Genomic DNA, 25,260 nt, shown 5'->3' with positions numbered 1-25,260 from the left:
ATGCTAGTAGCGGAGTACTTCGAATGTTTCGAGATTGTCGTCGAATGTGGTGAAAACGGCGGGGTAACCCGCGGCAATGCTGCCGATCTTATCCTCGATGCCCAATGCGGCAGCGGGGCGGATCGTTGCCATTTCGATCGCTTCCTGAACAGGTATTCCGATGATTTCCACTGCATTGCGTACCGCGTCACCGAGTGAAATCGTGGCGCCCGCAAGATTGCCGTCTGAATTAACGTACTTCCCGTCTTTCAGGTTAGCATCAAATTCTCCCCATTTGAACTCCGTCACTTTTTGACCTAAAAATAACGCGTCCGAAATGAGGAACAGCTTGTCTTTCTTGATCTTATAAGCCACACTTGCCGCTCCAAAATCGCAATGCACGCCATCAATAATAATCGGCGCGTACACCGACTCGGTATCGAAAGTAGCACCTACCAGCCCCGGCGCGCGATGCCCGAAGGCCGACATTGCATTGTACAGGTGCGTTACCAGCTGAATGCCCCGGTCGAAAGCCGTCATCGCTTCCGCGTAAGTGGCATTAGAATGGCCGGCAGATATGGTAATGCCCGATTCGAGCAGCATTTGCAGCTGGTCTTCCGTGAACATTTCGGGGGCGATCGTCATCAGCCGGATCACGCCTTTACCGTAATGGATAATCTCTTCCAGCTCTGCGTCCGTCGGCTTGCGAACGAATTCGGTCAAATGCGCGCCGCGTTTGATCGGATTCAGGAACGGGCCCTCCAAATGCATGCCCAATACGCCCGAATTGGCATTTTTGTTCATGTAGCTGCGGGTTGCCTCGATGCCTTTCAGGATGTTATCGTGCGGGGAAGTAATGAGCGTGGGAAGCACGTAGGCGGTACCGGTCGCGACGCTTGCCTGGTAAATATCGTCGATCGTTTCCTCGTCGGCGCGTTCGGTGAAGTAGAACTGCTCGCCGCCGTTAATGTGGCTGTCGAAGAGCCCCGGCGCGAGGTTAGTTACCTGCGGCATACCGGTTTTAGGCGTTCCGCTTTCGACACTTCGGACCTGGCCGTTTTCGACGACGATTATTTGATTAAAAAGGACTTCTTTTCCTGTGAAAACTCTTTCTGCGAAGAACTTCGTGGACATATCAAGGCTTGGTTTAGAAGCGTCCAAGAAACGAAAAACGCAGAGCCGTTCAAAGCACTATTTGATAATAATATCAAATTTCGTGAGCAGCCCGGCCAGGTCCGACGACAGGAATTTCGCTTTGCGGATATTGTTGGCCGTGGGATCGATCGTGAAGTTTTTGCTGGTTGAAAAATCGACTCCGCCGAGGTTGGTGCCATCGAAAACAGCGTCCCAGAAATCGCAGTTATGCACTTTGCATTTCGAAACGTCGGCCTGCGTGAAATCTGCATTGTGAATTTTGCAGTTGCTGAATCCGGTTTTGTTCAGCTTCTTCCTTTCGAAAATGGCGTAATCGAGAATGCAGTTTTCAAAAATAGCTGCGAATGCAAAGTCTTTGCTTTCGGAAAAATTGACACCCGTGAGCTTGCAGTTGATGAACTCGACATCGGAAATTTTACAATTTTTCACCGACGCATTACTCAGATTACAATCCTGGAAAACGCAGTCGATGAAGTCGATACCGGACAGGTCCGGGAAGCTGCATTGAACAAACCGGACCTGCTCGTAGCTGCTTTCCAGCAATGGCTCAATGCTAAAATCTTTGTTTTCTATAATGTCGAAATTGCGGGAATTACGCATTGAGGCAATGGGAAATTAAATGTATTGTTGGATAACGGATTTCAGCTGGTCGGCCTGCACCACGCCCGACTGACGCCAGAGCGGCTTGCCGTTTTTGAAGACGATCAGCGTAGGCACGCCCTGAATGCGGTAAGCCTGCGCGGCGGACTGGTTTTTGTCCACATCCACTTTGATGATGGTCGCGGAATCGCCCAGATCGGCCTTCACCTTTTCGAGGATGGGCTTCATCATTTTACAAGGGCCGCACCATTCGGCCGAGAAGTCCACCAAAACCGGTTTGTCGCTGTTGATCAATTCTGAGAATGTTGCCATGATGCTGCTGTTTTGTCTGTAATGATAACCCTTCCGGGAGCAGAAAGGTTTACCTTCTCCTGCCGGAAAAGCAGCGGTAAAGATCATGCCATTATCTCCACTTGTCCCTCAGAAACTTACCCACGCGTTTTTCCACAAATTCATAGGTGAAATGCGAATAAAAGATCGTGAGTGCGATCGACGAGAGGAGTGAGACGGCAAACATGCCTTCGTTTTCCGGAGATTTAAGCAGCCTGAATAACACGATATTTACAAATATCAGCACGATGGCATGGTTCAGATAAATCGAATAGGAAATTTTGCCCAGGTATTGAAAAGGCTTGCTGCTCAGCATTTGCGTCACAACGCCGCTTGAACTTGCAAAAATGACAATGCCGATCGAGAAAATGAATGGAAAAGCCAGCTTCCAGAGGTTCAGGTCCCAAAGATGTACCAGATACATGGCCAGGATCAAAAAGAGTAGGAACGGGATTTCGAATGCCGACAGCTGATACGTTTTTTCTCTTAACAGCCTGTGGGTGAATATCCCGAGTGAGAAGCAAAGCAGCCCGCGCACATAACCGTAGTCATAGGCAAGCAGGTATTCGCCTCTTGAATAAATGAAAATTGCGGAAAGCAGCCCTATGAGCGCAAATGCCGGGTATTTGAGCCGAGGAAGCGCCAGCACCACCAGTCCGAACACCACGTAGGAGATCATTTCCGCGGAAATGGACCATGAAGGGTAGTTGTTGCTGATCCAGCCGCCGAACACCGTGCTGGAACCCATGAACGTGAGCGCGTCCAGCGATGTGTACAAATAATAACCCAGGCCCATTCCACCCACATTTTTGAATGCACTCTTCTCACCGAGCAGGTTGGCAATCACGAAAACAACCTCGGTATAAAAAAGCAGCGGGTAAAGGCGGATAAACCGTTTTTTCAGGAATGTCAGGAAATCGCCGGTGGTCTGAATGCGATCGACGTAGTTTAATGCAATCACAAAGCCGCTGAGCACGAAGAAGAAATCGACAAACAAGCTCGCGTTGATGACGAAGAAGTTGTTGTAAAGAATCGACTCTTTGAATGCATTATGATGGTGGGCAATGACAAGAACGGCAAAAATGCCCCGTAATCCATCCAGTTGTTCAACTCTGTTCTTCATGCGCGGAATGGCGGGGCCTTCGCGGAGGTCCCCCGGCTCTGGCGAGCGTATCAGGTGGTTACGGTGCTAATGGGTTGTGGTTTGGGCCGTGCTACTTTGCGGAACCGCGGGATAGCGTCCAGGTATTTGATGCCCAAAAAGCGGATCATCACCGAATAGGGGAACCAGAATGCGATATCGTACGGCCGGCCGCCGGTGAAGAGCAGCACCATCATCGACAGGAAAAAGTAAGCGAGGAAAGTCGTCAGCGGGTTGGTATGGCGGCGCACTTCGCGGATCACGTACAGTAGCATGAAGAAATTGAAGCTCGTAAAAAAGATGAACCCGAAAATCCCGTGGTTCACCCACGATTCCAGCAGCGGCACGTCGAGATAATCGTTTTTATAACCCCGGCCGAGGAAAATATCCCATGAGTAAAGTGTTTCCAAAAATTCCCCAAAACCGCTCACGCGTCCCATTGCCGAGTAATCGACGTCGGCCTCTTCCGAAAGCCTCACCCCGGTAGAGGTAAAGATTACGTTCATGATCCGGTCTTCGAAAATATCCCAGTAGCCCAGAAGCAGGTTAAGGATGTTCCCGTAGCGCGCGAGGAAGTAGTTGATAGCCACCAATATCAATACCAGAAACACCATATTCCTGAACTTGAATGCATTGGCGATGCCCGAAGTAAGGTCCGAAAATTTGAAATGGAAGAGGAAATAAGCACCAAATGCAATGCCCAGACCGAGATAGCTGGATTTCGCCAGCGATAACACCACCACGCCCATTCCGAACAAAATCGAGAAGAAGAGGAACAAACGCGTAAGCAAATGTTTGGTATTCCCCAGCAAAACGATCGCAGAAAGGAGCGTAATCACCCCGTTACGGGCCGTAATGTGCGGGTTACCGCCCGGTTGGGCGCCCTCGTTGGCGAAACTCACGGCCGCACGCATCCCCGGCGTCCAGTTCGGATCGGTGATGAGCGAGTAGACGAGGGTAATGTTGGTAAAAAATGAAAATAGGAAAAGTACCTGTATCAGCGTGTCTTTCACGTCGTTAGGTACGTGCATGAGCAGCGCCAGGAACCCGAATGTGAACACGAAGTTACCCACGTCGGCTACGGCTTTTCCCTGGTGGTTCATAAAAATGAAGTACCAGAGCGTCAGCAGCAGAAATCCCAATGCAAGGTTGATCAGGATGACATTGGGTTTGTAAATGCGTTTAAAAAGCGTAGGCGGAACCATCAGGATTAGCGCCAACGAAAAGAACATGGCTGTAAATACGCTGCTGGCAGGCCCTACACCGAGTGTGTCGCGGATAAAAAATATCAGCGGAAACCCGTTGAACATCATCGCGATGCCCACCGAATACCGGAGATAGTTAAAATTATTGGCTACATTAAATAAGCTCCAATTCATCTGGAAAGCCTGAATCTGATGTACTGAATATCGAACCGCAGAATGAAATAGGCGATTTTACGAACACGGCACCAAAGATACTTGATTTTGTTTACCGCCGGGGATGTGTTCGTTGAAATGTACAATTTTTGTACCCTCGCATGTTCCTCCCGGCCGATCGTCGTGGCGATGGTCGACGACTTCGCTTCCGCATGCACGCGCAATGCGCCGCCTAGCCCGTCGATTTTTTTGGTCGTAGTCGTTTTGTGCGACGTGTACCGGGTAATGAAATCGTAATCGAATGCAAAACGGAACGATTCGTCGAAGAGGCCGTACTTTTCCACGAGCTTCCGCTTGAAAAACAGCGATTGGTTGTGGATCTGCATGCCTTCCAGAATCTGGCAATCGAAGTCGTAGGAAGTTGTTTTGAGGATTTCGGTCACTTCGTCGTCGGTGGTGATCATGTACAGGTCGCCATACAGGATATCGACCGGGTATTTCAAAGCTGCTTCTCCAAAACGCGTAAAAGTGCCCGGGAAATATACATCGTCCGAATTTTGGAAACTGATGTACTCGCCCGTAGCCCGTTCCAGCGCCTTGTTGATGGCATGAACCTGGCCCCGGTCTTTCTCGGAAACCCACCACGACAGGTATTTTTCGTATTTTTTGATAATCTCGACGCTCCCGTCGTTCGAGCCGCCGTCGACGATGATATATTCCAGGTTCGGGTAATTCTGATTGAGCACGCTCAGGATCGTCCGTTCCAAAAACGCCGCCTGGTTGTAAGAAGGCGTAATGATCGTGAGTTTAGGATAGCGCTGCGCATTGCCGGCAGGCGTTGCACCCGGTTTCAAAGCCGATACGAAGTTTCTCAGGTCCTGTGTGGTTTGTTCTAAAAAATGCATGGAATCCTGGTTAAAACTGATCGATAAATGTGGTCAAACCCTTCAATTTCGCGGCAATGCCTTTCCGCATCAGGCGGTTGGGGGCGATGTTCGCATATTTGCCGAAAGCCGGCTCGCCGGTGAGTTCGAGTTCGTATTTCTTTTTCATGACAATGCGCTGATAATCCATAAACAATGCCTGAAATGCTTTGTTTTCCGTCACCAGCGGCGCATGATCGGACCAGATCGGGTCGAAATGCCCGAGGCCGGCAAAATCGAGCGAAATGAGCGGCTGGCCGTCCACCTCGTGCTGGCTGCCCTTTGTGACTAGGTTTTTGTTCAGAACCGCATTCAGGCCATAGTGCCAGCCTGCATAATGCAATGTGGTGGTGGCAGGCACCCATACGGGCACATAATTCAGCCAGAGCTGGTCGGTGTTCATGCCGTTGCAAAGGTCGAAATGCGCCCGATCAATCGTCCGGTGCGCCCACCATTCGAGCATGGCAACCGTTTTTTCCGACGGCCGCAATGTCCAGCTTCCCGAATGGTACATGCCCGCATTCAGAATGCGTTTGTCATCCAAAATGGGCGACGATTTCAACGGAGCTGAAATATTGGGCGTCAAAAACATCTCCGAGCCGGCATCCAGCAGGCCGTCGAACGACTTTTTAAGAAATACCGTCGGCGCCAGGAAAGTAAGTTGCTCGCATTCCGGGTGTTTTTTCAGGATTTCCAGGGCAAACCACGGGCGGCAGGCGGGCACGATCTCAAAATCGTAGTAATCGGCAGCCATTTTGTCCCAACCCGGGATGGCGAGTTCAGTTGCCAGGAGCGGCTTTACATGCTGTGGCAGGACTTCGGTGCTGATGGAATCAACGAGTCCGAGGTAAAAAATGTAGCCGGGCTGGTGCTGTATCACAGAATCTGCCAGAGCCAGTGCGTGCGCCAGATTGGTTCGGTTACAAACTGTGTATATAATATTCATGAATGCTTATTCCGTTTCGGGCAAATTTTTAAAATAGGGTATGTCCTGAATATTGTTCCGGGAAATGCCCGTGAGCGCAAAAGGCAACGTGCCGCCGTCCTGATATCGGACACCATATTGCGCAAAATGGCTGCGTACGATTTCCGTCGGTTTTCTTAAATGGGGCAGGAAACGGTTCGCTTCGAGCTCCCAGAACACCGAATCCGCATACGGCAGACCGGCAGAATGGCGGTATTGATGCGCCACGCTTCTCTTACTTTTCAAAGCGGCGGTCATCCGCTCGATCCGGCAAAGGTAAAGCCCGTTATCCGTATAACCCGACCCGATTACTCGTTTTTCATCATCCGACAACCCCGAAATGCGTTTCAGGAAGCCCGGCGAGGCGCCCGGATCAGGCAATGCAGGCCCTGCTTTGAGGTAATCGTAGCCTTGCTTGCACCAGTAATGCAGCTCATCTTTGACCACCCAACTATTCAATTCATGGATCAGCAGAAAATCGCACCAGTTGAAGCGGTCGTAGAAATCGGACATGAGCAGGAGTTGTCCCAAATGCTCCCGCGATTCGAAAAACCGTTTCGGGAAATGCACTACGTCGATATGCTCGGCATGCTCGCGCACGACGGAAAGATCGGCACCCTCACCCGCCACAAAAATGATCGGGTGGCCCGAAAGCACATGCAGGGCGTGGTGCAGCAGTTTTTCCTCCGTCGGGTTGATCTGGGGTTCGAGAATGGGAATGATTACGGTAACCAGCTCTTTCATCAGATCGTTTGCAGCTTGCCGATCAGGTAATTGACAGGCATTTTCAGATATTTCCGCACACGCATGTACCGGCGCACCGGCGCGGGCTTGATGTACGAGCAGGGGAATTTGCGGTAATAGGCGTTCCCGTTGTCGATCAGGCAGTTTTTGTACAATGCAAATAGGTCCGTCAGGTCGGTACGCCGGCTGAGCTCGAAGCGGTCCTGATATTTCGACAAAATATCCGGTTTGGCAGGATCATAGCCGCTGTAATGGAAGAATATCAACGGATTTTCTTCATTCACATACCAGTGTCCGTCGCGCTTCGTAAAGGTCCGTTCGTGCAAATTCCAGTACGCCGCATTGTAACCGGGGTTTCGCTCGATATGCGTATCGGGCACAAATACAGGCAGGAAATTCATCCAGTTCTGATCTACAAAAAGGCCATTGCAAAGGTCTATCAGGCATTCGTAGCGCAATTTTTCTTCCCACCAGGAAATGAACCGGTCGTTTTCTTCGGAACGGTTGAATGCCACGAAGCCCAGATTGTAAACACCCGTATTGAGGTGGTGCAGCTCGTTGGGCGTCAGCCGGTCGTCGATCGGCGTGTTGATGTGCGGCGTGAGCACGGCGCGGTGCTTTGCCAGGGAATTTTTAAGTTCGGTCAGCGGCTGGAAAACAATGATATCCGGGTCAAAATAGATGACGTTGTCCGCCTCCGGATAATGTTTGAAAAAATAGGTGAAGTAAAACGGTTTTACCGCCGTGTTGAGCTCTGTAATGTTATACCGGGCGCACATTTCCTGAAAATCGCGGATTTCGATCTTGTCGATCTCGATCATCGGGTACGCGGGTGCGTACGAATCTTCAAATGCAACCCCTTGAAGCGTGTCCACCAGACCAATGAAAAACCGGACATCCGGGTTGGTCGCTTTGAGCGAATCTCCTAATGTCCGGGCTTGCGCGAGGTAATTGATGGAGCAAATGGTAAAGGCAATGGTCATTGATTGTGCTGTTCCGAAACCTGCAAAGGTAAGTACTTTTGAATAATGGCTTCGACACTGGCGACGCTTTTGTCGGTATTATGCCTTTCCAAAACCTTTCTGCGGGCATTCTGGCCCATGGTATTTCTCAGTGACGGGTCGAGGATCAGCTGAATGATCGCGTCCGATGCAGCGGAAATATCCATATAAGGAACCACAAATCCCGCATCGGCCTCGATGAGTTCGGGTGCGCCGCCGGCGTCTTCAAAGCAAACAACCGGTATTTCCTGCAATGCGGCTTCCATCACCACGAGCGGGTAGGGGTCTTCGCGGGAGCTCAGCAGCAGTACATCGAAGCGGTTGATATAATCCAGCGCGCGCGGCGTCGGCGGAATGAGAATGATCTTGTCGCTGAGGCCCATCTGGCGGATATCGCTGGCGATGAGCTCGTAAATTTCGTGCTGCGGGCCGGCGCCTACCCATACAAAATAGACCGGCAGCGGCTGCGTTTTGCGGATCACCCGGCTGGCGATCCAGTTGAAAATATCATTGCCCTTGCGCCATTCGGCATTTCCGCAACCGCCTATCACGATCGCGTCTTCGGGCACTTTATAGGTTTTTTCGAGAATGTCGTGCTGCACGGCTGCCAGGCGCTGATCAATGTGCTCGTGGTCGATGAGCGTAAATGTGCTCACGTGTGCGCCCGGGAAGTCGTATTTGCGGATGTAATAATCGGCTACTGCATTCGAAACGGCGATCAGGTGATCGGTTTTTTTGAGCAGGTAGGCGAGCTGCTTTTCCTGGGTGTAAATCTTCACCGACATGGCCAGCTCATGCACAAACAGCACCAGCGGCAACTGATGGAACGGCCTCAGGAAATCGTAATAAACTTCCGCATTGGCAATGGAATTGATGAAAATCAGGCCGATGTTCTGTTGTTCGAGCTCGGCCAGGATCCGTTCGTTGCCTTTTTGCAGCGAGCGCTCCTCGTACATTTTCAGCAGGTTGGTTTTGCGCAGGATTTTGCCGGTTAATGGCGGCGTAGTAATCTTTTTATGGTAAAGGCGCGTTACGCCGACTACTTCTTCGAATTCCGATTCGAGTTCACCTCCGTTACAGAGCAGCAGGTGCATCGGAACGCCACGTTCTTTCAGAAGCCGCAACAGCTGCAACAGCAACAACTGGCTGCCTGCCCTGTTGGCGTCGTGACTCACAAAAAGTATCTTCTTCTGCTCCATTACCGATATTAGCTAGCTCTCAATCCGACTCAGTAGGCTTCGTAACTCATCTTTCCGGGTACTTTTTTCGCGGGATTTCCGACATACACGCCCCATTCCTCGGTCTCTTTGGTGATAGCCGAAGCCATTCCCACCAATGTGCCCTGCGCGATGGTCGTATAGTCACGGATGGTGGCGTTCACGCCGAAGAAGGAGTACGATTCCACCACACAATGCCCAGAAAGCACCACATGCGAGGTAAAGAATACGTGGTCCTTGATCTGCCCGTGGTGGCCGATATGGTTGCCGCTCCATAGCACTACATTGTTGCCAATGGTGGTGAACGGCTGAATCGTATTGTCTTCAAGGATAAAACAGTTCTCGCCGATCTCGTTGTTAAAGAGCGTCGCACGGGAACTGATATAGGAAATGAATTCGTAACCTTTCGCTTTGGCGTGGTTGTAAATAGCCTCGCGATTGCGGTTCATGTTGCGGCCGGTCATAGGTGCAAAGAACTTGTATTCCGAAGGCGGGAAAAGGGTTTCCACATCCTCGAATGCTACCACGGGCAAGCCATGGAAATTGTCATGTTCGATGTATTGGCGATTGACGGTGAATGCAACAACCTCATGCTCAGAGTCATGGGTTAAATAATAGTGCGCTAGTTCTGCGGTGTCGAGTACTCCAAAAACGATAATCTTCGCCATTACTAAATTAGTTCGTATGCCTCTAATTGTTTCCTGATATCGTCCGGGCCGTTAAACATCAGAATGTCTATAACAGACAACCAAGGTACGAAAGCATTTTTAAATTGGGGGTACGGGCTCGCTATACTTTTTATGAAGTCCAGTCTGATTCCCTCTTTTTCAAATTGCCCTTTGTCGTACAGCTCCACCCCGCCAATCGGATTGATGTAGTGGTTTGCCTGTTCCTGTTTACAGATATCCAGAATGCGGTCCTGGCCTTTCAGGTGTTTATTGTTATATATCGTTGAAGAGGGAACAATCTCCGTGCCTATGCCCATGTACGCGCAGGTTTTTTTCAATGCGTATATAGTCAGTTCGTTGATTGTATCAACTTCTAAATTTACGATTTCTTCGATCAGTTCAAAAACCTTTTGATAACAGGGAGCCTTCTGATATGACTGCTGAATGGTCTTGGATAACTTTTTCTGCCATTGCTCATGTTTGGCAAGTTCCACTTCCAGGATCAGTTTGTTCTGGCTGGCGTCTCTGAGCGGGATGGTGAACAGGTGCGGTTTTCCACCCACGAGCAAGTTGTTCCGGTTGATCCAGCCTTTGTTGATAAAGTTCACATCGTCGTAAATAATGAACTTGTCCACGGCAGCGATCAGCTGGAAATAGCCGATATATGGGAAAATATACGGCTGCATGATGGCAATAGTCATGGCTTGGGCTATTTGAGTTTTCGCAGATAATAATCTTCCCCCTTTTCGATCAGGCCCGTCATGGTGGTGTCGGAGCCCAGCCGGATGTCGGTAGGCAATGCGCGGATCTTGCTGGTGTCGTTGATGACCTTGCGGGCATAGAACAGGTAATCCGCGTCTTCGGGAATCGGGCGCAGGCCTTCTTCAAACGGGTTGATGGAAATCAGTTTCCGGGTAAGGTCTTTTCCGTAAAGCGGGTATTCAAAATCGCTGTTCACGGTCGCGAGCGCTACGGTCGCATTCTCGGGTACGATGGAGTCGAAGCGGACGTAGGCTTTGGTGATATCCGGACGCGCGAATGTCTGATAAGGAATGCGGTCCATCGTCAATGCGGATTCCATGCCGAACGAAGGCAGCGGAAGGCAGCGGATGTTGAGATAAACAGCCATCACCGCCGAAATACAGGCCAGCCCCACGATGACCATAATGTATCCCTTCCACACATTACGCCGCGGCTTGATAATCGACAGCCGGTGGTGCGAAAACAGCAGGAGCAGGAAAAGTACCCCAAAAAGTCCCGCTTCCATAAAATACCGCCCTTTGAACGGATCATAAGCCGCGGAATAGGAGATCGCGGCCAGGTTCAGGCAGAATGCGATCACCAGGAAAAAATGCACGCGCGACCGGAAAACGCGGATCAGCACGAGCAGCATGATCGGGAGGATCAATGCGAAGCCGAATACGCCCCAGTAAGGGTTTGCATTGTAATAATAAAACCCGCGCTGAAACGAGAATGGCACGATGGTAAAATCTGCTTCCTCGTCCAGGCGCATGCGCAGCTTGTCTTCCAGCAGCACGAGCGGCTTGCGGATGACGGTGTTGAGGTCGTAGCCCCATTGCGCATTCCGGATGCCGTCGAGGTTACAAAAATCGTAGGTATAACGGATCACATTCCGGCTGCCCTGCTCAAAGAGGTTCGCCGCGCCGCCCGCCCGCTCGTACGACTGATGGTAGCGCGCCGTAGGAGGACCAATAGGATGGCCGAAGACCTGGATATTGCGGATATAGCCAGTTGGAATGGTATAAATCAATGCAAAAAGTGCAATAGCGATGCCTAGCCGCAGGGTTCTTTCAAAAAACACCTTGAAATCGGGCGCCAGGAAGACGGTGTAGATCATGATCACAAACACCGATGGCATGAGCAATGCAAATGTCGCCTTGTGGCCCGTCACGATCGCGAACGTCATGCCGCCCAGGTACAGGTAGCGGTTGTCGCGGCTGGTATAATAGGTGAAAATGAAATACAGCAGGCAGCTCAGATAGGCCGTGAGCACGATATCCGTTTCGGTGGTTACGGCCTGCATCAGGAAATCGAGGAACATGCTGTAAGCCAGCGCACAGAAGAAGCTGGCCGAGAGGTTCCGCCCAATCCGCTGCGCGATCCCGAAAACCGACACGAGCGTCACATAAAACGACAATTGATGAATGAGTTTGAATGCATTCTCAATATCGCCGCTGATCAGGTAGGAGTAAATATGGATCGTGGTGAGGCTCTTCGGATAGGTATCCATATTCCAGTTGGCGCCACCGAAATGCTCCATCGTACCGCGCTGAATGTAGCGGATGGCCCGGTTCAAATGCCCGGTCATGCTGTCCCATTCGTTGGGCGCTGTAAAGAGCACGAGGATCAGGTTGGTAATTCCGACGATCGCGAATGTGAGGAACATAGCCCCGAAAATCACTTTCAGGTAGGGCGATAACTCCTTGGTCCACAGCCTGAACGTCGAAAGCCGGTTGGCGATGAGGCCGCGAATAGAGTACGCCGCATTCACGGGCACAAGCCGCGTCCACAGCACATAATGCAAGGCAAGCACGGTAAAAGTCCCGGCGATCCAGGCGTACACGTTCGCGGTAAGGTCCAGCGCCGACAGTACAAAGCCGGTAGGGATAATGCTACCGACAAAAAGAAGGAAGAATGAAATGATCAGCTCCGTGAGGGATGGTTGAGCAATTTTTTTTGCGACGAAGCTGATACCGTATAAAAACAGGAAAAAGGTTAGCCAATAAAAAATGACCATGCGATTATGGTGATAAATGACCGTTGATCATGCGGGAAATCCTTTCGATGTCCTCGTAAGGAAGCCCTACATATAATGGCAAACTTAACACTCTTGCCGCGATATCCTCAGAAACAGGGCAGGCAATTTGCCTCGGCATGAAAGAAAGGGTGTTCAGCGAGGGATAAAAATATCTGCGTGGAATGATTTCTCCGACTTTCAGCGCTTCCATTACCCTGAACATCACCGCTTCCGAAGGAAATACTACCGGATAATAGGCGTAGTTGTACTCAATGTCGGCGCTAAGCGTCGGTTTGAACAGAATATCCCAGTTGAGCAGGCTATCGTAAGCCTCGAACACTTCCTTGCGTGCCTGGATGATGGCCGGTACCTGCGGCAGGTTCACCAATCCCATGGCCGCATGAAATTCCGAGTTTTTGCCATTGATGCCGGCGAACTCATAATGCTCGTCGCCCTGGTGGCCGAATGCGCGCAGGAGATGCAGCTTGCGGTCGAGTTCAGGATGGTTGGAAATCAAAGCACCGCCTTCGATGGTATGGAACACTTTCGTAGCGTGGAAGCTGCATGTGCTCAGGTCGCCGTAGGAAAGCAGGGATTTGCCTTTATAGGTAACGCCGAACGCGTGTGCGGCGTCGTATATCACTTTCAGGTTATGCTTTTGTGCAATCGCCTCGATCGCTTCCACGTCGCAGGGGTTGCCGTACACGTGTGTAGCGAGAATGGCCGACGTCGCCGGGGTGATCGACGCTTCGATCAGTTCTGCATTGATGTTGAATGTCGCCGCGTCGATGTCTACAAAGACAGGCGTGCAGTTTTCCCACAAAATCGCGTTGGAAGTGGCGCAGTAGGAGAAGGGCGTCGTGATGATCTCGCCTTTCAGTTCCAGCGCCTTGATCGCGATTTGCAGAACGATCGTTCCATTACCGCAGAAGTAAAGGTAATCTACGTTCAAATATTCTTTCAGCTGTCCTTCGAGCTGTTGTAAAAGTGGTCCGTTGTTGGTCAGATAACCACGTTCCCAGATTCCACGGACATATTGCAGATATTCTTCCTGATCGGGTAGAAAGGTTTTAGTGACGTTAATCATTCACTACGTGTTCAGTTTGGCGAATGGAAAAATTGAGCTGAGGGCGAATATAGCCGGGCCATTTGCCATACCAGGTCACATTTTCGCGGTAATCCTCAATATCAAATACCAGGGCTTCTTCCATATTGTACAGCACGGTGCTCGTGTCTTTCACGATCATCATCGACACCACGTACGAACCGTCGTTAAGGAAGTTGCCCGGAATTTCGCAGGTGCCGCTTACAAGGCCTTTTGCGAAATTTTCGGCCTGGGTGCCTACATTGAAAATACATTCGCCCGTGAAAGTGTACAGGTGCATGCTGAGGTTCAGCGAAGCGCCTTCCACAAGGTTCCAGAATTCAAACTGGAAGTTGATCGGCGTGCGGACGTCGATGTGCGTGAGATCGTCCTGGTATTCCGGAAAAAGTTTGAAACTCTTCACGCGCACCTGGTCGTTGCCCGGAGCGGATTCAATGTTATCCCAATGCTTTTCCAGTGACTTGTGCGAAACTTTGCTGAGGTAGTTGGTAACAATGTGCGAAGTTTCGCCCTGATCGATCAGGCGGCCTTTTTCGAAATAAAACGATTTGTTGCAAAGAGCCTGAATGGCGGTGAGGTTATGGCTCACGAAAAGCAGCGTGCGGCCACTTTCGGAAACATCGCGCATTTTACCGAGACATTTCTTCTGGAACTCGGTGTCACCTACGGCGAGTACTTCGTCTACGATCAGGATCTCGGGATTGAGGTGGGCCGCAATCGCGAAACCGAGGCGCACATACATCCCCGACGAATATCTTTTTACCGGCGTATCAAGGAACTTCTCAACGCCCGCAAAGTCCACGATCGCATCGAACGACTCGCGGATCTCGCCCTTTGACATACCCAAAATGGCGCCGTTGAGGAAAATGTTCTCGCGGCCGGTGAGTTCGGGGTGAAAGCCAGTACCCACTTCCAGCAAGCTGGCAATGCGGCCGTCGATCTTGATCTGGCCGGTGGTAGGTTCGGTAATGCGGCTCAGGATTTTGAGCAGGGTCGATTTTCCCGCCCCGTTATGGCCCACGATCCCGATGCGGTCGCCTTTATCGATGCTGAAATTGATGTCCTGAAGAGCCCAGAACTCCTCTTTTTCAGCAAAGTCCGAACCGCTTTTTTTGCGTGAAAGAACCTTGTTGACCGTGTCGGAAACAATGTCGCGCAAACCGGACGAGCCGTTTTTGCGCTGGTGGTCGATGATATATTTCTTGCTGATATTCTCAGCTACTATTACAGACATGCCCAAGTGTGATTGTTTCAGATATGGTCTACGAACGTATTCTCCTTTTTACGGAAATAGATCAGCGAAATGATCAGTATGATCGTTGATATCGCCGCGGTGGAATACAAGCTCTCCGGATTGAAGTAGGCTTTGTCCCCCAACAGGCACCAGCGGAAACCGTCGATAATACCTACGAGCGGGTTCAGGTTATAATATTTTTCAAACCATGTGCCCTGCGCCAGTGTGCTGCTGTAAGCGACCGGACAGGCGTACATACCAACCTGGACCAGAAACGGGATCAGCTGACCGATATCGCGGAACCGTACATTTAATACCGCAAAAAACAGGCCAAAGCCCATTGAAGTAATAAATGTAAGTAAAATGAAGCAAGGAAGAAATACAATCTGCCAGCTGATCGGGTGCTGGAAGGCGGCTGTCAGGATCAGGAATATCCCGAATGTGATCAAAAAATCGACGAAACCTACGGCGATAGAGCTGAGCGGCATGAGCAGCCTGGGAAAGTAAACCTTAGAAACCAGGTTGGAGTTGATCAGGATACTGTTACTGATCTGCGTAAACGTGTTGGCGAAAAAAGTCCAGATTGTGAGCCCGCTCAACACCATCAAAGGGTAGGGAACACCGGGATCGCTTTTGATTTTGGCCAGGTAACTGAATACGAACACCATTACGACCATCGTCATCAGCGGCCGCAGCACGCTCCATGCCACGCCGAGGAGTGTTTGCTTATAACGAACGGAAATATCTCTTTTAGAAAGAATCCACAGCAATTGCCTGTTCAGCCAAAGGTCTTTCCAGTAATCTTTTTCAGACCCGCCGGCCTTAATAGTAATAGAGTGTTGAGTTGCCATGATTATGCCGTTACTACTTCCTTACGTACGGTAGTGGTGGTGGTAGGGGTGGAAAACACTGTTCTGAAATACACAAGGATCAGTGCAATCATCAATCCCGCCAGTGCCCCGATTTTGGCATTGCGCTTGTCTTCATATTTAACATCCAAAGGCACTTTGATACCTTCGATCTCTGTGAAAAGCGGGGCTTCCTTCACGAGTGAAATCCGCATTTTCTCCGCATTGGCCATCGCTTCGTAGTACAGCTGTTGCAGGAATGAAGATTTTCTTTCCATGCTGTTGGCCGATACTTTCGCTTCCGGCATCATGATCTGCTGGCTGTAATCGAGCTGCTTGGCCAGTTTGTGTTCGGCAATGCCCAATACAGCCGCCAGCGAGTCGGCGCGGTGTTGAAGCAGGCGGAGCGTTTTCCGTGTTTTCTGCGTCTGGTTTTCGGTATACATTTCCTCCACGGTTTCGAGCAGGGTAGTTACCCAAAGGCCGGCGAGGTGTTCGTTCTCCATTTTGGTGGAGAGCGATGTAAATGACGATTTCCGGTCGAGCGACGCGATTTCCGTTGCCTCCGCGCACCGCTTCACGATCGCATTGAGGTTGATCCGGGAGTTGATATCCATCTTTTTCAGATCGTTCGTCGCGAACTGGAATTTCTGCAAGTCCGGATAATCGGCCCAGTCGGAAGTCTTAATGCCGCTGGAATCGATGTAGAAATTGGCGAGGATCTGCTTTTTACCGTTGATCTCGACCTCTTTCATGAGGTTGCGCTCCAAGACGGGGCGCGATTTCACGAAGTAAAAAAAGTTTTCTCCGGTGAAGATATTCGCGTCCGGCTGAGCACCCAGGCCCAATAGGCCTGCTACGTCGCCAATGCCTGAGCTGGCGCCCGCGGCACCGAGGTTAAACACCACATTGGCCTCGTAGGTCGGCGGCTTGTTCTCGTAAGTATCCATGGCATAGCCGATACCGAAACCTACAACCGGCAGAAGCAAGAGCCATTTCCAGTTACGGATCAGTGCATCTTTGATTACCAGTACTTTCTCAACGACTTCCTTCGGGGATAGTTCGTCTTCCGGGATTTGATGTGTGGTCGTCGACATGGTTAGTTAATTGAACGGAAAGCCAATACTGCTAAAATCAATGACATTACCGAACCTAGCAAACCGGTAGCGGTAGCAATAGTTTGTTGCGGGTTAAGCGCAGGAGCGGCTCTTGTTGGAACGAAAATCTCCGATCCCGGCTGTACTTTCGGGTACACATTGAAAAACAGGAATCTTCTTGTGCGGTCGATATTGCCGTTCGGGTATTTGATATATGAGCTCTTTCTGAGCGATTGCACCGTAAAACCACCCGATTGCGAAATGTAATCCGTAAAGTTCATGCCTTTGCCGTATTTCACGGTAGTTGGGTACAACACCGAGCCAGTCACCTGAACGGTTTCCAGACGTTTCGGAATACGGATGATATCACCTTCCTGCACCACGAGGTCTTCAAACGATCCCGGGTTTTTCAGGATATTTTTCAATACAATACCAATTTTCTCTTCTTTCACGTTCGGCAGGTCGCCTGTAAGCGTGCCTGATTTGATCCGCTTTTCAGTTTGCTGCACCTGCTCGTAATCTACCGGCTCGTCGAGGTTTTTCACAACCGTGCGACGCAGGAGGGTCGCTCCTTCCGGATATGCCAGCTCGGTAAGGCCGCCGGCTCTTTTGATAATATCGCTGATCTTGTCGTTTTTGTTGATAATGGTGTAAGGGCCGTTCACCAGCACTTCGCCTTCTACAAATACCGTTTGCTGCTCCACATAATTAGGCGATTTGCGAACGATTACCTGGTCGAATGGGAACAGGACGAAATTGGTCGCTTTCGCATTCAGGGATAGGTCGCGGTTTACATTGAACTTATAGACCTCCGAAATCTGCGCATTCGCTGCACCGGCCACCGAGTTTCTTTTACGGCGTACCACCTCGATTTCGGAAGTGTAAGCCGATTCTTTCAAACCACCGGCCTGCACGAGTACGTCTTCGAGCGTCATGTCGGTCGTGTAGGGGAATTTTCCTTCGTTTTCACCGATTTTGGTGTTGTTAACTTCACCTTCCACGCTCACGAACGCCGTTTCAGCCATTTCGAAACGCGACGGAACGATTACTTCGTCAAGGCGTGTGAGTACGAGGTCGGGCGTTACGCCGTTCAGCACGTCGGTGTAGTTAATGGGGATGGTCTGGATGGTAAGGTCTTCACGGGTGCGCAGCACATTCACACGGCCTACAAAAGCGTCTTCACGCATGCCTTGTGCATTTTCGATGAGTTGCTTTAAAGTCGGGCTGTTGTCGAGCGAGTATTCACCCGGGCGCATTACCGCTCCCTGGATCGTCACGATGTTTTCGTAGCGGTCGAGCACGGTTTCTACGGTAATGGAGTCCCCGGTCGCCATCTCGAATGTATCATATTGTGTTTCAGGTACGTCGAGGATTTTGCGTTCGCGCGAGGTAATGCGTTGGATTTTCAAGCGTGCGCGGTAAGCTTTGTCGTTAAATCCACCGGAGTAGCGAAGTACGTCTCCCAGCTTTTCTTCGGGCGTCAGTTCATAAATACCCGGGCGTTTCACCATTCCTGCAATTTCGGCGCGTTTCAGGTAGTAGCCTACCACGATGTTATCGTTTTCCTGCACGCGGATGTCGCCGTCGATCTTGCCGTTTACCAGGTAGTCGTAAATGTCCATTTTCGATACTACCTTGCCTTGGCGTACTACCCGGATTTCGCGGAAAGATCCAATTTCGTTAGGTCCGCCGGCCTGATAAAGCGCATTAAAAGCGGAAGAAAGCGATGATACTGTGTACGTTCCGGGGTTGATTACTTCTCCGGTTACAAATACTTTTACCGAACGCACTTCGCCGAGGGTTACCATCAGTTTGGTACGGGCCGTTTCGCCGCCGCCGCCGAGCATTCCCGGCACGAATTTGGCAAATTTATCAATCAGGATTTTTCTGATCTCTTCAATGGTGCGGCCAGCGACCATCACATTACCAACACGCGGAATGCTGATGAAACCGTCCTTGTTGACGACCACCTCATAAGTGCTTTCGGCGTAGTTGTACAGGTAGATTTTCATCTCATCGCCGGGGCCTACTACATAAGTGGTAGGTGTAACGATCTGTAAATCAGGGATTGGTGCCAGATTTTTATCTGCGAAAATGGAATAACCGTAGATCTTCTGGCGCATGGCTTCTTTGGCCTGCTCTTCCGGGGTGAGGGTGGTGCTGGTGCTGGTGTTAATCTTGCTTTGCTCACCACCTTCGCTATTCTGGCCGTTCTGGTTGGCGGCATTTTTGCCTTTATCGCCTCCCTGGCCATCATTTCCCTGCTGCTGATTCCCCTGCTGCTGGTTGCCTCCCTGCTGATTGGCACCCTGCTGGCCGGTGCCTTGCTGGCCGCCGGGGCCCGATTGCGTGTTACCCGTGCCGGTAGTGCCCGTGCCTCTCGGGCCCGATTGCGGAACACCTTGCGCGCCGGTCGACGTAGGACCAGCTCCCGAAGGGGCCGTTGGAGCAATGACCTGTGAAAAAGCGGGTAACGAAATGATTAAACTCAGGAAATAGGGAAGTATAGATTTATAACTTTTAGCCAACCTGGATCTGTTCATAAGAAGAATTATTGTACTATTGAAAGTCTGAAAATTCATTAAAACTATGTATAAGACTAGTATTTTTGAATTTGGGATTCGAGTACACGCAATATTGTGGTAGTGTATATCATGGCAAAGTAAATTAGATTTTTCCTATTTTTAAAGAATTTCTATTAATCGGGGGCCGGTTCCCCGGAAGCCCCGCAAAGTTATAACAGGGTAACGACAAAAGATTCAAATTATTAAAATACCGGTTTTGAAACCGCTAATACTCCTAAAAGAATAGTTATAAATATGGAAAGTACAAATGTTCAGTACGACGAGAGCAGTATCCGGTCGCTTGACTGGAAAGAACATATCCGCCTGAGGCCCGGGATGTACATCGGAAAGCTCGGCGACGGCTCGTCGGTGGACGATGGAATTTACGTTCTTGTGAAAGAAGTGGTCGATAACTCGATCGATGAACACATGATGGGCAATGGCAAAACGATTGAAATCAAGATTTCCGAGCACCGCGTGGAAGTGCGCGACTACGGCCGCGGCATTCCGCTGGGCAAGGTGGTGGATTGCGTTTCGAAGATCAACACCGGCGGGAAGTACGATTCGGGCGCATTTCAGAAGTCGGTCGGCCTGAATGGCGTGGGTACCAAGGCGGTTAATGCGCTTTCGAGCCATTTCAAGGTGCAGTCGTACCGCGACGGCAAGACCAAAAGTGCCGAGTTTAACCAGGGCGCATTGCTGAACGAATCGCCGGAAGGCACTACCAGCCAGCGCAATGGCACGCACGTGGCGTTTGAGCCGGACGGCACTATTTTCAAGAATTTCAGGTACATTCCGCAGTACCTGGACAACATGATCTGGAATTACTGCTACCTGAATGCCGGGTTGACGATCAATTTCAACGGGCAGAAATACTTTTCCCAAAACGGCCTGCTCGACCTCCTGAAAAGCAAATCCGACGCCGAAACGCTGCGTTATCCGATCATTCATCTCAAAGGAGAGGACATTGAACTGGCGATGACTCATGGCAATCAATATGGTGAGGAATACTACTCTTTTGTGAATGGTCAGTATACGACACAAGGAGGTACCCATCTCGCTGCATTCAGGGAAGCGGTTGTGAAGGCGGTGCGTGAACATTTCGGGAAAGATTACGCGCCGGAAGACATTCGCTCATCGATCATCGGCGCCATTGCAATCCGCGTCCAGGAGCCTGTTTTCGAGTCTCAAACCAAAACCAAACTCGGTTCCAACACCATCACGCCAGATCCTAACAGCACCACTGTGAGGACATTTGTTAACGATTTCGTAAAGGAAAGGCTCGACAACTTCCTGCACATGAACCCCGAATCGCGCGACGCATTGAAGAAGCGGATCGAGCAGTCGGAGCGGGAACGGAAAGAGCTGGCAGGCATTAAAAAACTTGCCAACGACCGGGCGAAAAAAGCGAATTTGCACAACAAGAAACTTCGCGACTGCCGCGTTCACCTCACCGATCTGAAAAGCGACAATCGTTACGAAACCACGCTTTTTATTACCGAAGGAGATTCGGCCAGCGGTTCGATCACCAAGTCGCGTGACATTCAGACGCAGGCCGTGTTCAGTTTGCGCGGAAAACCGCTGAACTCATTTGGGCTTACCAAGAAGATCGTGTACGAAAACGAGGAATTCAACCTGCTTCAACATGCATTGGATGTGGAAAATGGTGTGGAAAACCTGCGCTTCAACCGCATTATCATCGCGACCGACGCCGATGTGGACGGAATGCACATCCGCTTGCTGCTGATGACCTTTTTCCTGCAATTCTTCCCCGACCTGGTGCGGAACGGGCATTTGTTTGTGCTTGAAACACCATTGTTCCGCGTCCGCAACAAGAAGGAAACCATCTATTGTTACAGCGAGGAGGAAAAGCAGGCGGCGATCGACAAGCTGGGCAACAAGCCGGAAATCACCCGCTTTAAAGGATTGGGCGAAATCTCACCGGAGGAATTCGGCAAGTTTATCGGCGAAGACATGCGTGTGGAGCCGGTGATCCTGCAAAAAGAAACATCCATTCAAAAACTGCTGAGTTATTTTATGGGTAAAAATACGCCTGAAAGACAGCGGTTTATCATCGACAACCTCAAAGTAGAGAAGAACGTTGACGAACTTGCGCTCGCCGGATAGACCGGTGACGCATTGCATGCCGCGCACTATCTTTGGGCCGGTCAAGTAATATTGAACCGGGAGGGGCTTTAATGAACAGTGGAATGCACCTCCCGGTTCTGATCATCATTATCAAAGTGAATTTGTGGAATTACAAGATTTAAGAAACAGAATCGACGGGCTGGACGACCAGCTGCTGAGCATTTTGAACGAGCGTATGGAGCTTGTCAAAAAAGTAGGCGAGCTGAAACGGTCTTCCCAGTCGATCATCTACCGCCCCGAAAGAGAAAAGCAAATTCTCGACCGGCTCGCGCAGCATAACAACGGGTTACTCTCCCGGCAGGCGATCGACGCCATTTTCTTCGAAATTTTTGCCGTATCCCGCAACCTGGAACTGCCTGAGCGGATCTCCTACCTTGGGCCGGAAGGTAGCTTTACGCACCAGGCGGCCGAAAGCCGCTTCGGCGCCATGAGCGAATATTTGGTTTTGCCTACCATCCATTCGGTTTTTGAAAGTGTAGAAACCGGCCGTGCCAAATTCGGCGTGGTGCCGATCGAAAATAACCAGGAAGGGATTGTGGTAGAAACAGTGGATTTCTTGCGTGAGAAGAACTTGTCCATTGTGGCCGAAATGCTTCTCAAAGTGCATTTCACATTCGCGTCGCAATCCGATACCCTGAAATCCATCAAAAGGATTTATTCCAAAGACATTGCATTCCGGCAATGCGGGAAGTTCATCAGCGAATACCTCGAAGGCATGGGCATCGAGCTCATTCCTGTGGATTCTACGTCCAAAGCCGCGAAACTCGCTTCGGAAGAGCCGGATGCAGCGGCTATTTGTTCATCCATTTCGGCCCGGCTGTTTGGCGTACCCATTCTTTTCGACAATATCGAAGACAGCGATCAGAACCAGACCCGCTTCCTGATCCTCGCGAAAGACTTTACCAATGTGAAGAGCAGCGACGACAAAACGACGATCATCGCCAACCTGCCCAACACCAACCGCCCGGGTGTGCTCTACGAATTCCTGAAAGACTTCAACGACCGGGGCATTAACCTCACCAAGATCGAAAGCCGGCCGTTACGCGGCGAGGCGTCGTTCCGCGCGTGGTTCCTGGTGGAGTTCCTCGGACATATGGACGACCCGCAAGTGCGCGAGATCATGCATAAGTACGGCACGCATTTGAAATGGCTCGGAAGCTACGTGAAAGTTGCCTAGCATTGAGTCGCATATAAAACGAAGAGAGCTCGCCATTGCAGCGAGCTCTCTTCGTTTATAAAAATGGCGAGATTATTTCTTCAAAGTCCCGCGGTAGAGCGACGGCCAGTTGCCATAAAGCTCGATCTCCGTTTCGACGCCATCCGGTAACCTCACCTTCATTTTCCGCTCCGCAGAAGGCTGCTGGAACGAATCAACCGCCAAGACGACAATCTGGTTACCTTTTACGATAGATGTTACAAATGGCTGCTTGCCGTCGATCGCCAGCAGCACCTGCTCTTTCTTGGGCTGAACCCACTGCCCGTTGAGCTGGAATGCGAGGTCCTGGTTGGTGCCGCCGGTGAGGACGTCCTCCACCTGTTTCGCCATCCAGTTGCCGAGTGCATAATATTCGGTAGGGAAATCCCAGTACGGTGCCGCGGTTCCGCCGGAGGTGTTGCGGCCCACTTCGTTTTCGGGGGTCTTGCCATCGGCGGGATACCATTCGTAGCCCCAGCCCCACATGTCTTTCGACAGCTTGTAGGCATTTGGGTTGCGGGCGCTCGGGGCGCCGTCGTGCCAGAGGTAGTAGCCGTCGAACAGGATCAGCGAAAACAGTGAGAAGCTCAGCGCCTGGCTGGCGGGCATCATTTCGAGCTGGTTCATGATAAGTTCGCCTTTCGGATCGGTGAGCTGGTAGTTCCAGGGCACGATCGGGTCTTTGTACAATGGCATGTAGCGGTTCCAGCCGTAGAAAATGAACTTGTTGTTTTTCTGATAAGGCAGGAGCTTATTGATGCGCAGCGAATGGATCGCCGACAGCAGCACAAAGTTATTCGGCGAGTTACCAGCCTGGTCCGTTGCGAACATGGGCTTCGGGTACACGTCGATAGGTACGGTGTTGAACACTTCCCGGAAGCTATCGCCATTCGGCAGCGGATCGAAATTCGGGTTATTGGATTTGGGGTTCGCGTATTCTCCCATGAATTTCTTCGGATCGGCGCCTCCCACCGTGTTGATGTGCGGATTGGTATAGGCTCCGCCGCCCCAATAGTCCATCAAATGCATGTTCGGGTGATTTTTTCTAACCACCCTCGAAAACCAGATCAGCCGCTGAATGACCTCCTTCGGATAATGCTGGCTCCAAAACTCGAAATCGTAGGCGTACACGCCGAATCCCGGCACGCCCGCCAGCGCTTCGACCTGCTCTTTGGAAAGGCTCGCAAACCATTTTTCGTCCTTATCACCGAAGTAATTGGGAGTGGCCGTGTAATGCAGCTTTTCCGACGGATATTCTTTTTCAGTATTGGACAAATATCCGATCCCTCTTTTATAGTAATTGTCCGAAGGAACATAGTTGTTCAGCCGGTACTGCATCACCAGCTTGCCCTTCACGGGTTCGAATTCCGGAAATTTGGTGTCGAAATCGACATTGATGGTGCGGGAAGGGGAGAACCAGTCGGGTATCGCGATCCGCGTGAGCGGGCCGGAGGCGGATTGGCCCGCGTTGCCCGCGAGGTAAATGTTCTGCTGGCGCACGGTGCGGTTTCTGGCGGCATTCCACCAGTCGTTATATGGCGCGTCGATCCAGCGTGCGGTGACCGAATACAGAAATCCCGGTTTCACCTCGATGCCGTTTTCCAGCCCGTTCACCACAATGCCGTCGATCATCACGACCTTCGTGCGGTTATCGTTGTAGTTTGCAAAGTCGCGGAGGTAGAGCTTGCCGTCCTTCCGCACGGGCCGGACGTCCAGCCAGGTGTCCTTGCTCCCTTGTCTGATCCATTCCTTCGCATCGAGCACCTCGTTGGCTACCGACGTTTCGAAGTTGAATGCAGCGGTTGTTTGGCAGCCTTGCTGGCCGAGGCTTAGCACACTAATCTGCGCTTCGCCGCCATTGATCTGCACATCCGGGATGGTTAGCCACGTGCCGTACCGGTGCGCAACCGCCTGGAAAGTTTGTGTTTGGCCGTTCTGGGTGATTTTTACGTCGTAGGGAGAAAGCCCGCCTGCATTGGCGGCGAGCTCGAACTGCATTTCGCGGCCGATCTGCCGGTAGCGGCGGATCGTGAGGTCGCATGCATGGGATGCCGAATCGAGCGTCCGGGCCATCGGGAAGCCCTCAGTCACTTGCACGTAAGTCTTGTGGCCGCTTGGACCGAAACGGTTCCAGGCCCAAAGCCCGGAACCGATCAGAAATGCGAGAATGCCACCTATCCAGATAAGCGATGTTTTGGTCAAAACTTTCTTTTTATGTGTCACGATACATT

General features: G+C 50.9%; 21 protein-coding genes. 2 read left to right on the top strand and 19 right to left on the bottom strand.

What is annotated here, in order from left to right:
• Positions 1 to 3 precede the first annotated feature (3 nt).
• From nagA to DFER_RS13690, 18 genes are all read right to left on the bottom strand, one after another.
• Complete coding sequence (gene nagA, locus DFER_RS13775; protein ID WP_015812251.1) at positions 4 to 1,113, bottom strand: N-acetylglucosamine-6-phosphate deacetylase; 1,110 nt, start codon at positions 1,111 to 1,113, stop codon at positions 4 to 6.
• A 57-nt stretch (positions 1,114 to 1,170) separates the two neighbouring features.
• Positions 1,171 to 1,734, bottom strand: a complete 564-nt coding sequence (locus DFER_RS13770; RefSeq protein ID WP_015812250.1) for a pentapeptide repeat-containing protein — start codon at positions 1,732 to 1,734, stop codon at positions 1,171 to 1,173.
• A 15-nt stretch (positions 1,735 to 1,749) separates the two neighbouring features.
• Positions 1,750 to 2,046 carry a thioredoxin gene (gene trxA, locus DFER_RS13765; protein ID WP_041736444.1) on the bottom strand — a complete coding sequence of 99 codons (297 nt, stop codon included), beginning with the start codon at positions 2,044 to 2,046 and terminating at the stop codon, positions 1,750 to 1,752.
• Between the two features lie 91 nt (positions 2,047 to 2,137).
• Positions 2,138 to 3,187, bottom strand: a complete 1,050-nt coding sequence (locus DFER_RS13760; protein WP_015812248.1) for an acyltransferase family protein — start codon at positions 3,185 to 3,187, stop codon at positions 2,138 to 2,140.
• Positions 3,188 to 3,237: 50 nt separating this feature from the next.
• On the bottom strand, positions 3,238 to 4,584 hold the full coding sequence (locus DFER_RS13755; RefSeq protein ID WP_015812247.1) for a hypothetical protein: 1,347 nt from the start codon (positions 4,582 to 4,584) through the stop codon (positions 3,238 to 3,240).
• A complete protein-coding gene (locus tag DFER_RS13750) occupies positions 4,581 to 5,468 on the bottom strand; it encodes a glycosyltransferase family 2 protein (RefSeq protein ID WP_015812246.1) in 888 nt (295 codons plus the stop codon). The genes DFER_RS13755 and DFER_RS13750 overlap by 4 nt, the downstream gene beginning before the upstream one ends.
• A 10-nt stretch (positions 5,469 to 5,478) precedes the next feature.
• Positions 5,479 to 6,432, bottom strand: a complete 954-nt coding sequence (locus DFER_RS13745; RefSeq protein ID WP_015812245.1) for a hypothetical protein — start codon at positions 6,430 to 6,432, stop codon at positions 5,479 to 5,481.
• Between the two features lie 6 nt (positions 6,433 to 6,438).
• Positions 6,439 to 7,194 (bottom strand): DUF5672 family protein, encoded by a 756-nt coding sequence (locus DFER_RS13740; protein WP_015812244.1) that lies wholly within the window; start codon positions 7,192 to 7,194, stop codon positions 6,439 to 6,441.
• Positions 7,194 to 8,177, bottom strand: coding sequence for a glycosyltransferase family protein (locus DFER_RS13735; protein WP_015812243.1), 984 nt, complete (start codon positions 8,175 to 8,177; stop codon positions 7,194 to 7,196). The genes DFER_RS13740 and DFER_RS13735 overlap by 1 nt, the downstream gene beginning before the upstream one ends.
• A complete protein-coding gene (locus DFER_RS13730) occupies positions 8,174 to 9,394 on the bottom strand; it encodes a glycosyltransferase family 4 protein (protein ID WP_015812242.1) in 1,221 nt (406 codons plus the stop codon). Before DFER_RS13730 ends, DFER_RS13735 begins: the two co-directional genes overlap by 4 nt.
• Positions 9,395 to 9,423: 29 nt before the next feature.
• On the bottom strand, positions 9,424 to 10,080 hold the full coding sequence (locus DFER_RS13725; RefSeq protein WP_015812241.1) for an acetyltransferase: 657 nt from the start codon (positions 10,078 to 10,080) through the stop codon (positions 9,424 to 9,426).
• Positions 10,081 to 10,082: 2 nt separating this feature from the next.
• Entirely contained in the window at positions 10,083 to 10,781 is a 699-nt protein-coding gene (locus DFER_RS13720) for a WbqC family protein (protein WP_015812240.1), read from the bottom strand.
• Positions 10,782 to 10,789: 8 nt separating this feature from the next.
• On the bottom strand, positions 10,790 to 12,838 hold the full coding sequence (locus tag DFER_RS13715; protein WP_015812239.1) for an ArnT family glycosyltransferase: 2,049 nt from the start codon (positions 12,836 to 12,838) through the stop codon (positions 10,790 to 10,792).
• A gap of 4 nt (positions 12,839 to 12,842) precedes the next feature.
• On the bottom strand, positions 12,843 to 13,925 hold the full coding sequence (locus DFER_RS13710) for a DegT/DnrJ/EryC1/StrS family aminotransferase (RefSeq protein WP_015812238.1): 1,083 nt from the start codon (positions 13,923 to 13,925) through the stop codon (positions 12,843 to 12,845).
• On the bottom strand, positions 13,918 to 15,177 hold the full coding sequence (locus DFER_RS13705; RefSeq protein ID WP_015812237.1) for an ABC transporter ATP-binding protein: 1,260 nt from the start codon (positions 15,175 to 15,177) through the stop codon (positions 13,918 to 13,920). The genes DFER_RS13710 and DFER_RS13705 overlap by 8 nt, the downstream gene beginning before the upstream one ends.
• A gap of 17 nt (positions 15,178 to 15,194) precedes the next feature.
• Positions 15,195 to 16,028, bottom strand: a complete 834-nt coding sequence (locus tag DFER_RS13700; RefSeq protein ID WP_015812236.1) for an ABC transporter permease — start codon at positions 16,026 to 16,028, stop codon at positions 15,195 to 15,197.
• Positions 16,029 to 16,030: 2 nt separating this feature from the next.
• The gene (locus DFER_RS13695) at positions 16,031 to 17,122 is read right to left on the bottom strand and encodes a GumC domain-containing protein (RefSeq protein ID WP_015812235.1); all 1,092 of its coding nucleotides are present in this window, start codon (positions 17,120 to 17,122) and stop codon (positions 16,031 to 16,033) included.
• Between the two features lie 2 nt (positions 17,123 to 17,124).
• Positions 17,125 to 19,665: an SLBB domain-containing protein gene (locus DFER_RS13690; protein WP_015812234.1), complete on the bottom strand. Its 2,541-nt coding sequence runs from the start codon at positions 19,663 to 19,665 to the stop codon at positions 17,125 to 17,127.
• 276 nt (positions 19,666 to 19,941) lie between these two features.
• Between DFER_RS13690 and DFER_RS13685 the strand changes: the two genes are divergently transcribed.
• Together DFER_RS13685 and pheA are read left to right on the top strand one after the other, a co-directional pair.
• The gene (locus tag DFER_RS13685) at positions 19,942 to 21,813 is read left to right on the top strand and encodes a DNA topoisomerase IV subunit B (protein ID WP_015812233.1); all 1,872 of its coding nucleotides are present in this window, start codon (positions 19,942 to 19,944) and stop codon (positions 21,811 to 21,813) included.
• A gap of 124 nt (positions 21,814 to 21,937) precedes the next feature.
• The gene (gene pheA, locus DFER_RS13680; protein WP_015812232.1) at positions 21,938 to 23,011 is read left to right on the top strand and encodes a prephenate dehydratase; all 1,074 of its coding nucleotides are present in this window, start codon (positions 21,938 to 21,940) and stop codon (positions 23,009 to 23,011) included.
• A gap of 72 nt (positions 23,012 to 23,083) precedes the next feature.
• On the opposite strand, the gene DFER_RS13675 is transcribed toward pheA, so the two are convergent.
• Positions 23,084 to 25,252 (bottom strand): hypothetical protein, encoded by a 2,169-nt coding sequence (locus DFER_RS13675; protein WP_041735092.1) that lies wholly within the window; start codon positions 25,250 to 25,252, stop codon positions 23,084 to 23,086.
• Positions 25,253 to 25,260: the final 8 nt, after the last annotated feature.

This window comes from Dyadobacter fermentans DSM 18053, from assembly GCF_000023125.1.
In the GTDB taxonomy this organism is placed as follows: domain Bacteria; phylum Bacteroidota; class Bacteroidia; order Cytophagales; family Spirosomataceae; genus Dyadobacter; species Dyadobacter fermentans.
Note: the sequence above shows the minus strand (reverse complement) of the source record. Positions and strands in the feature narration are given on the sequence as shown.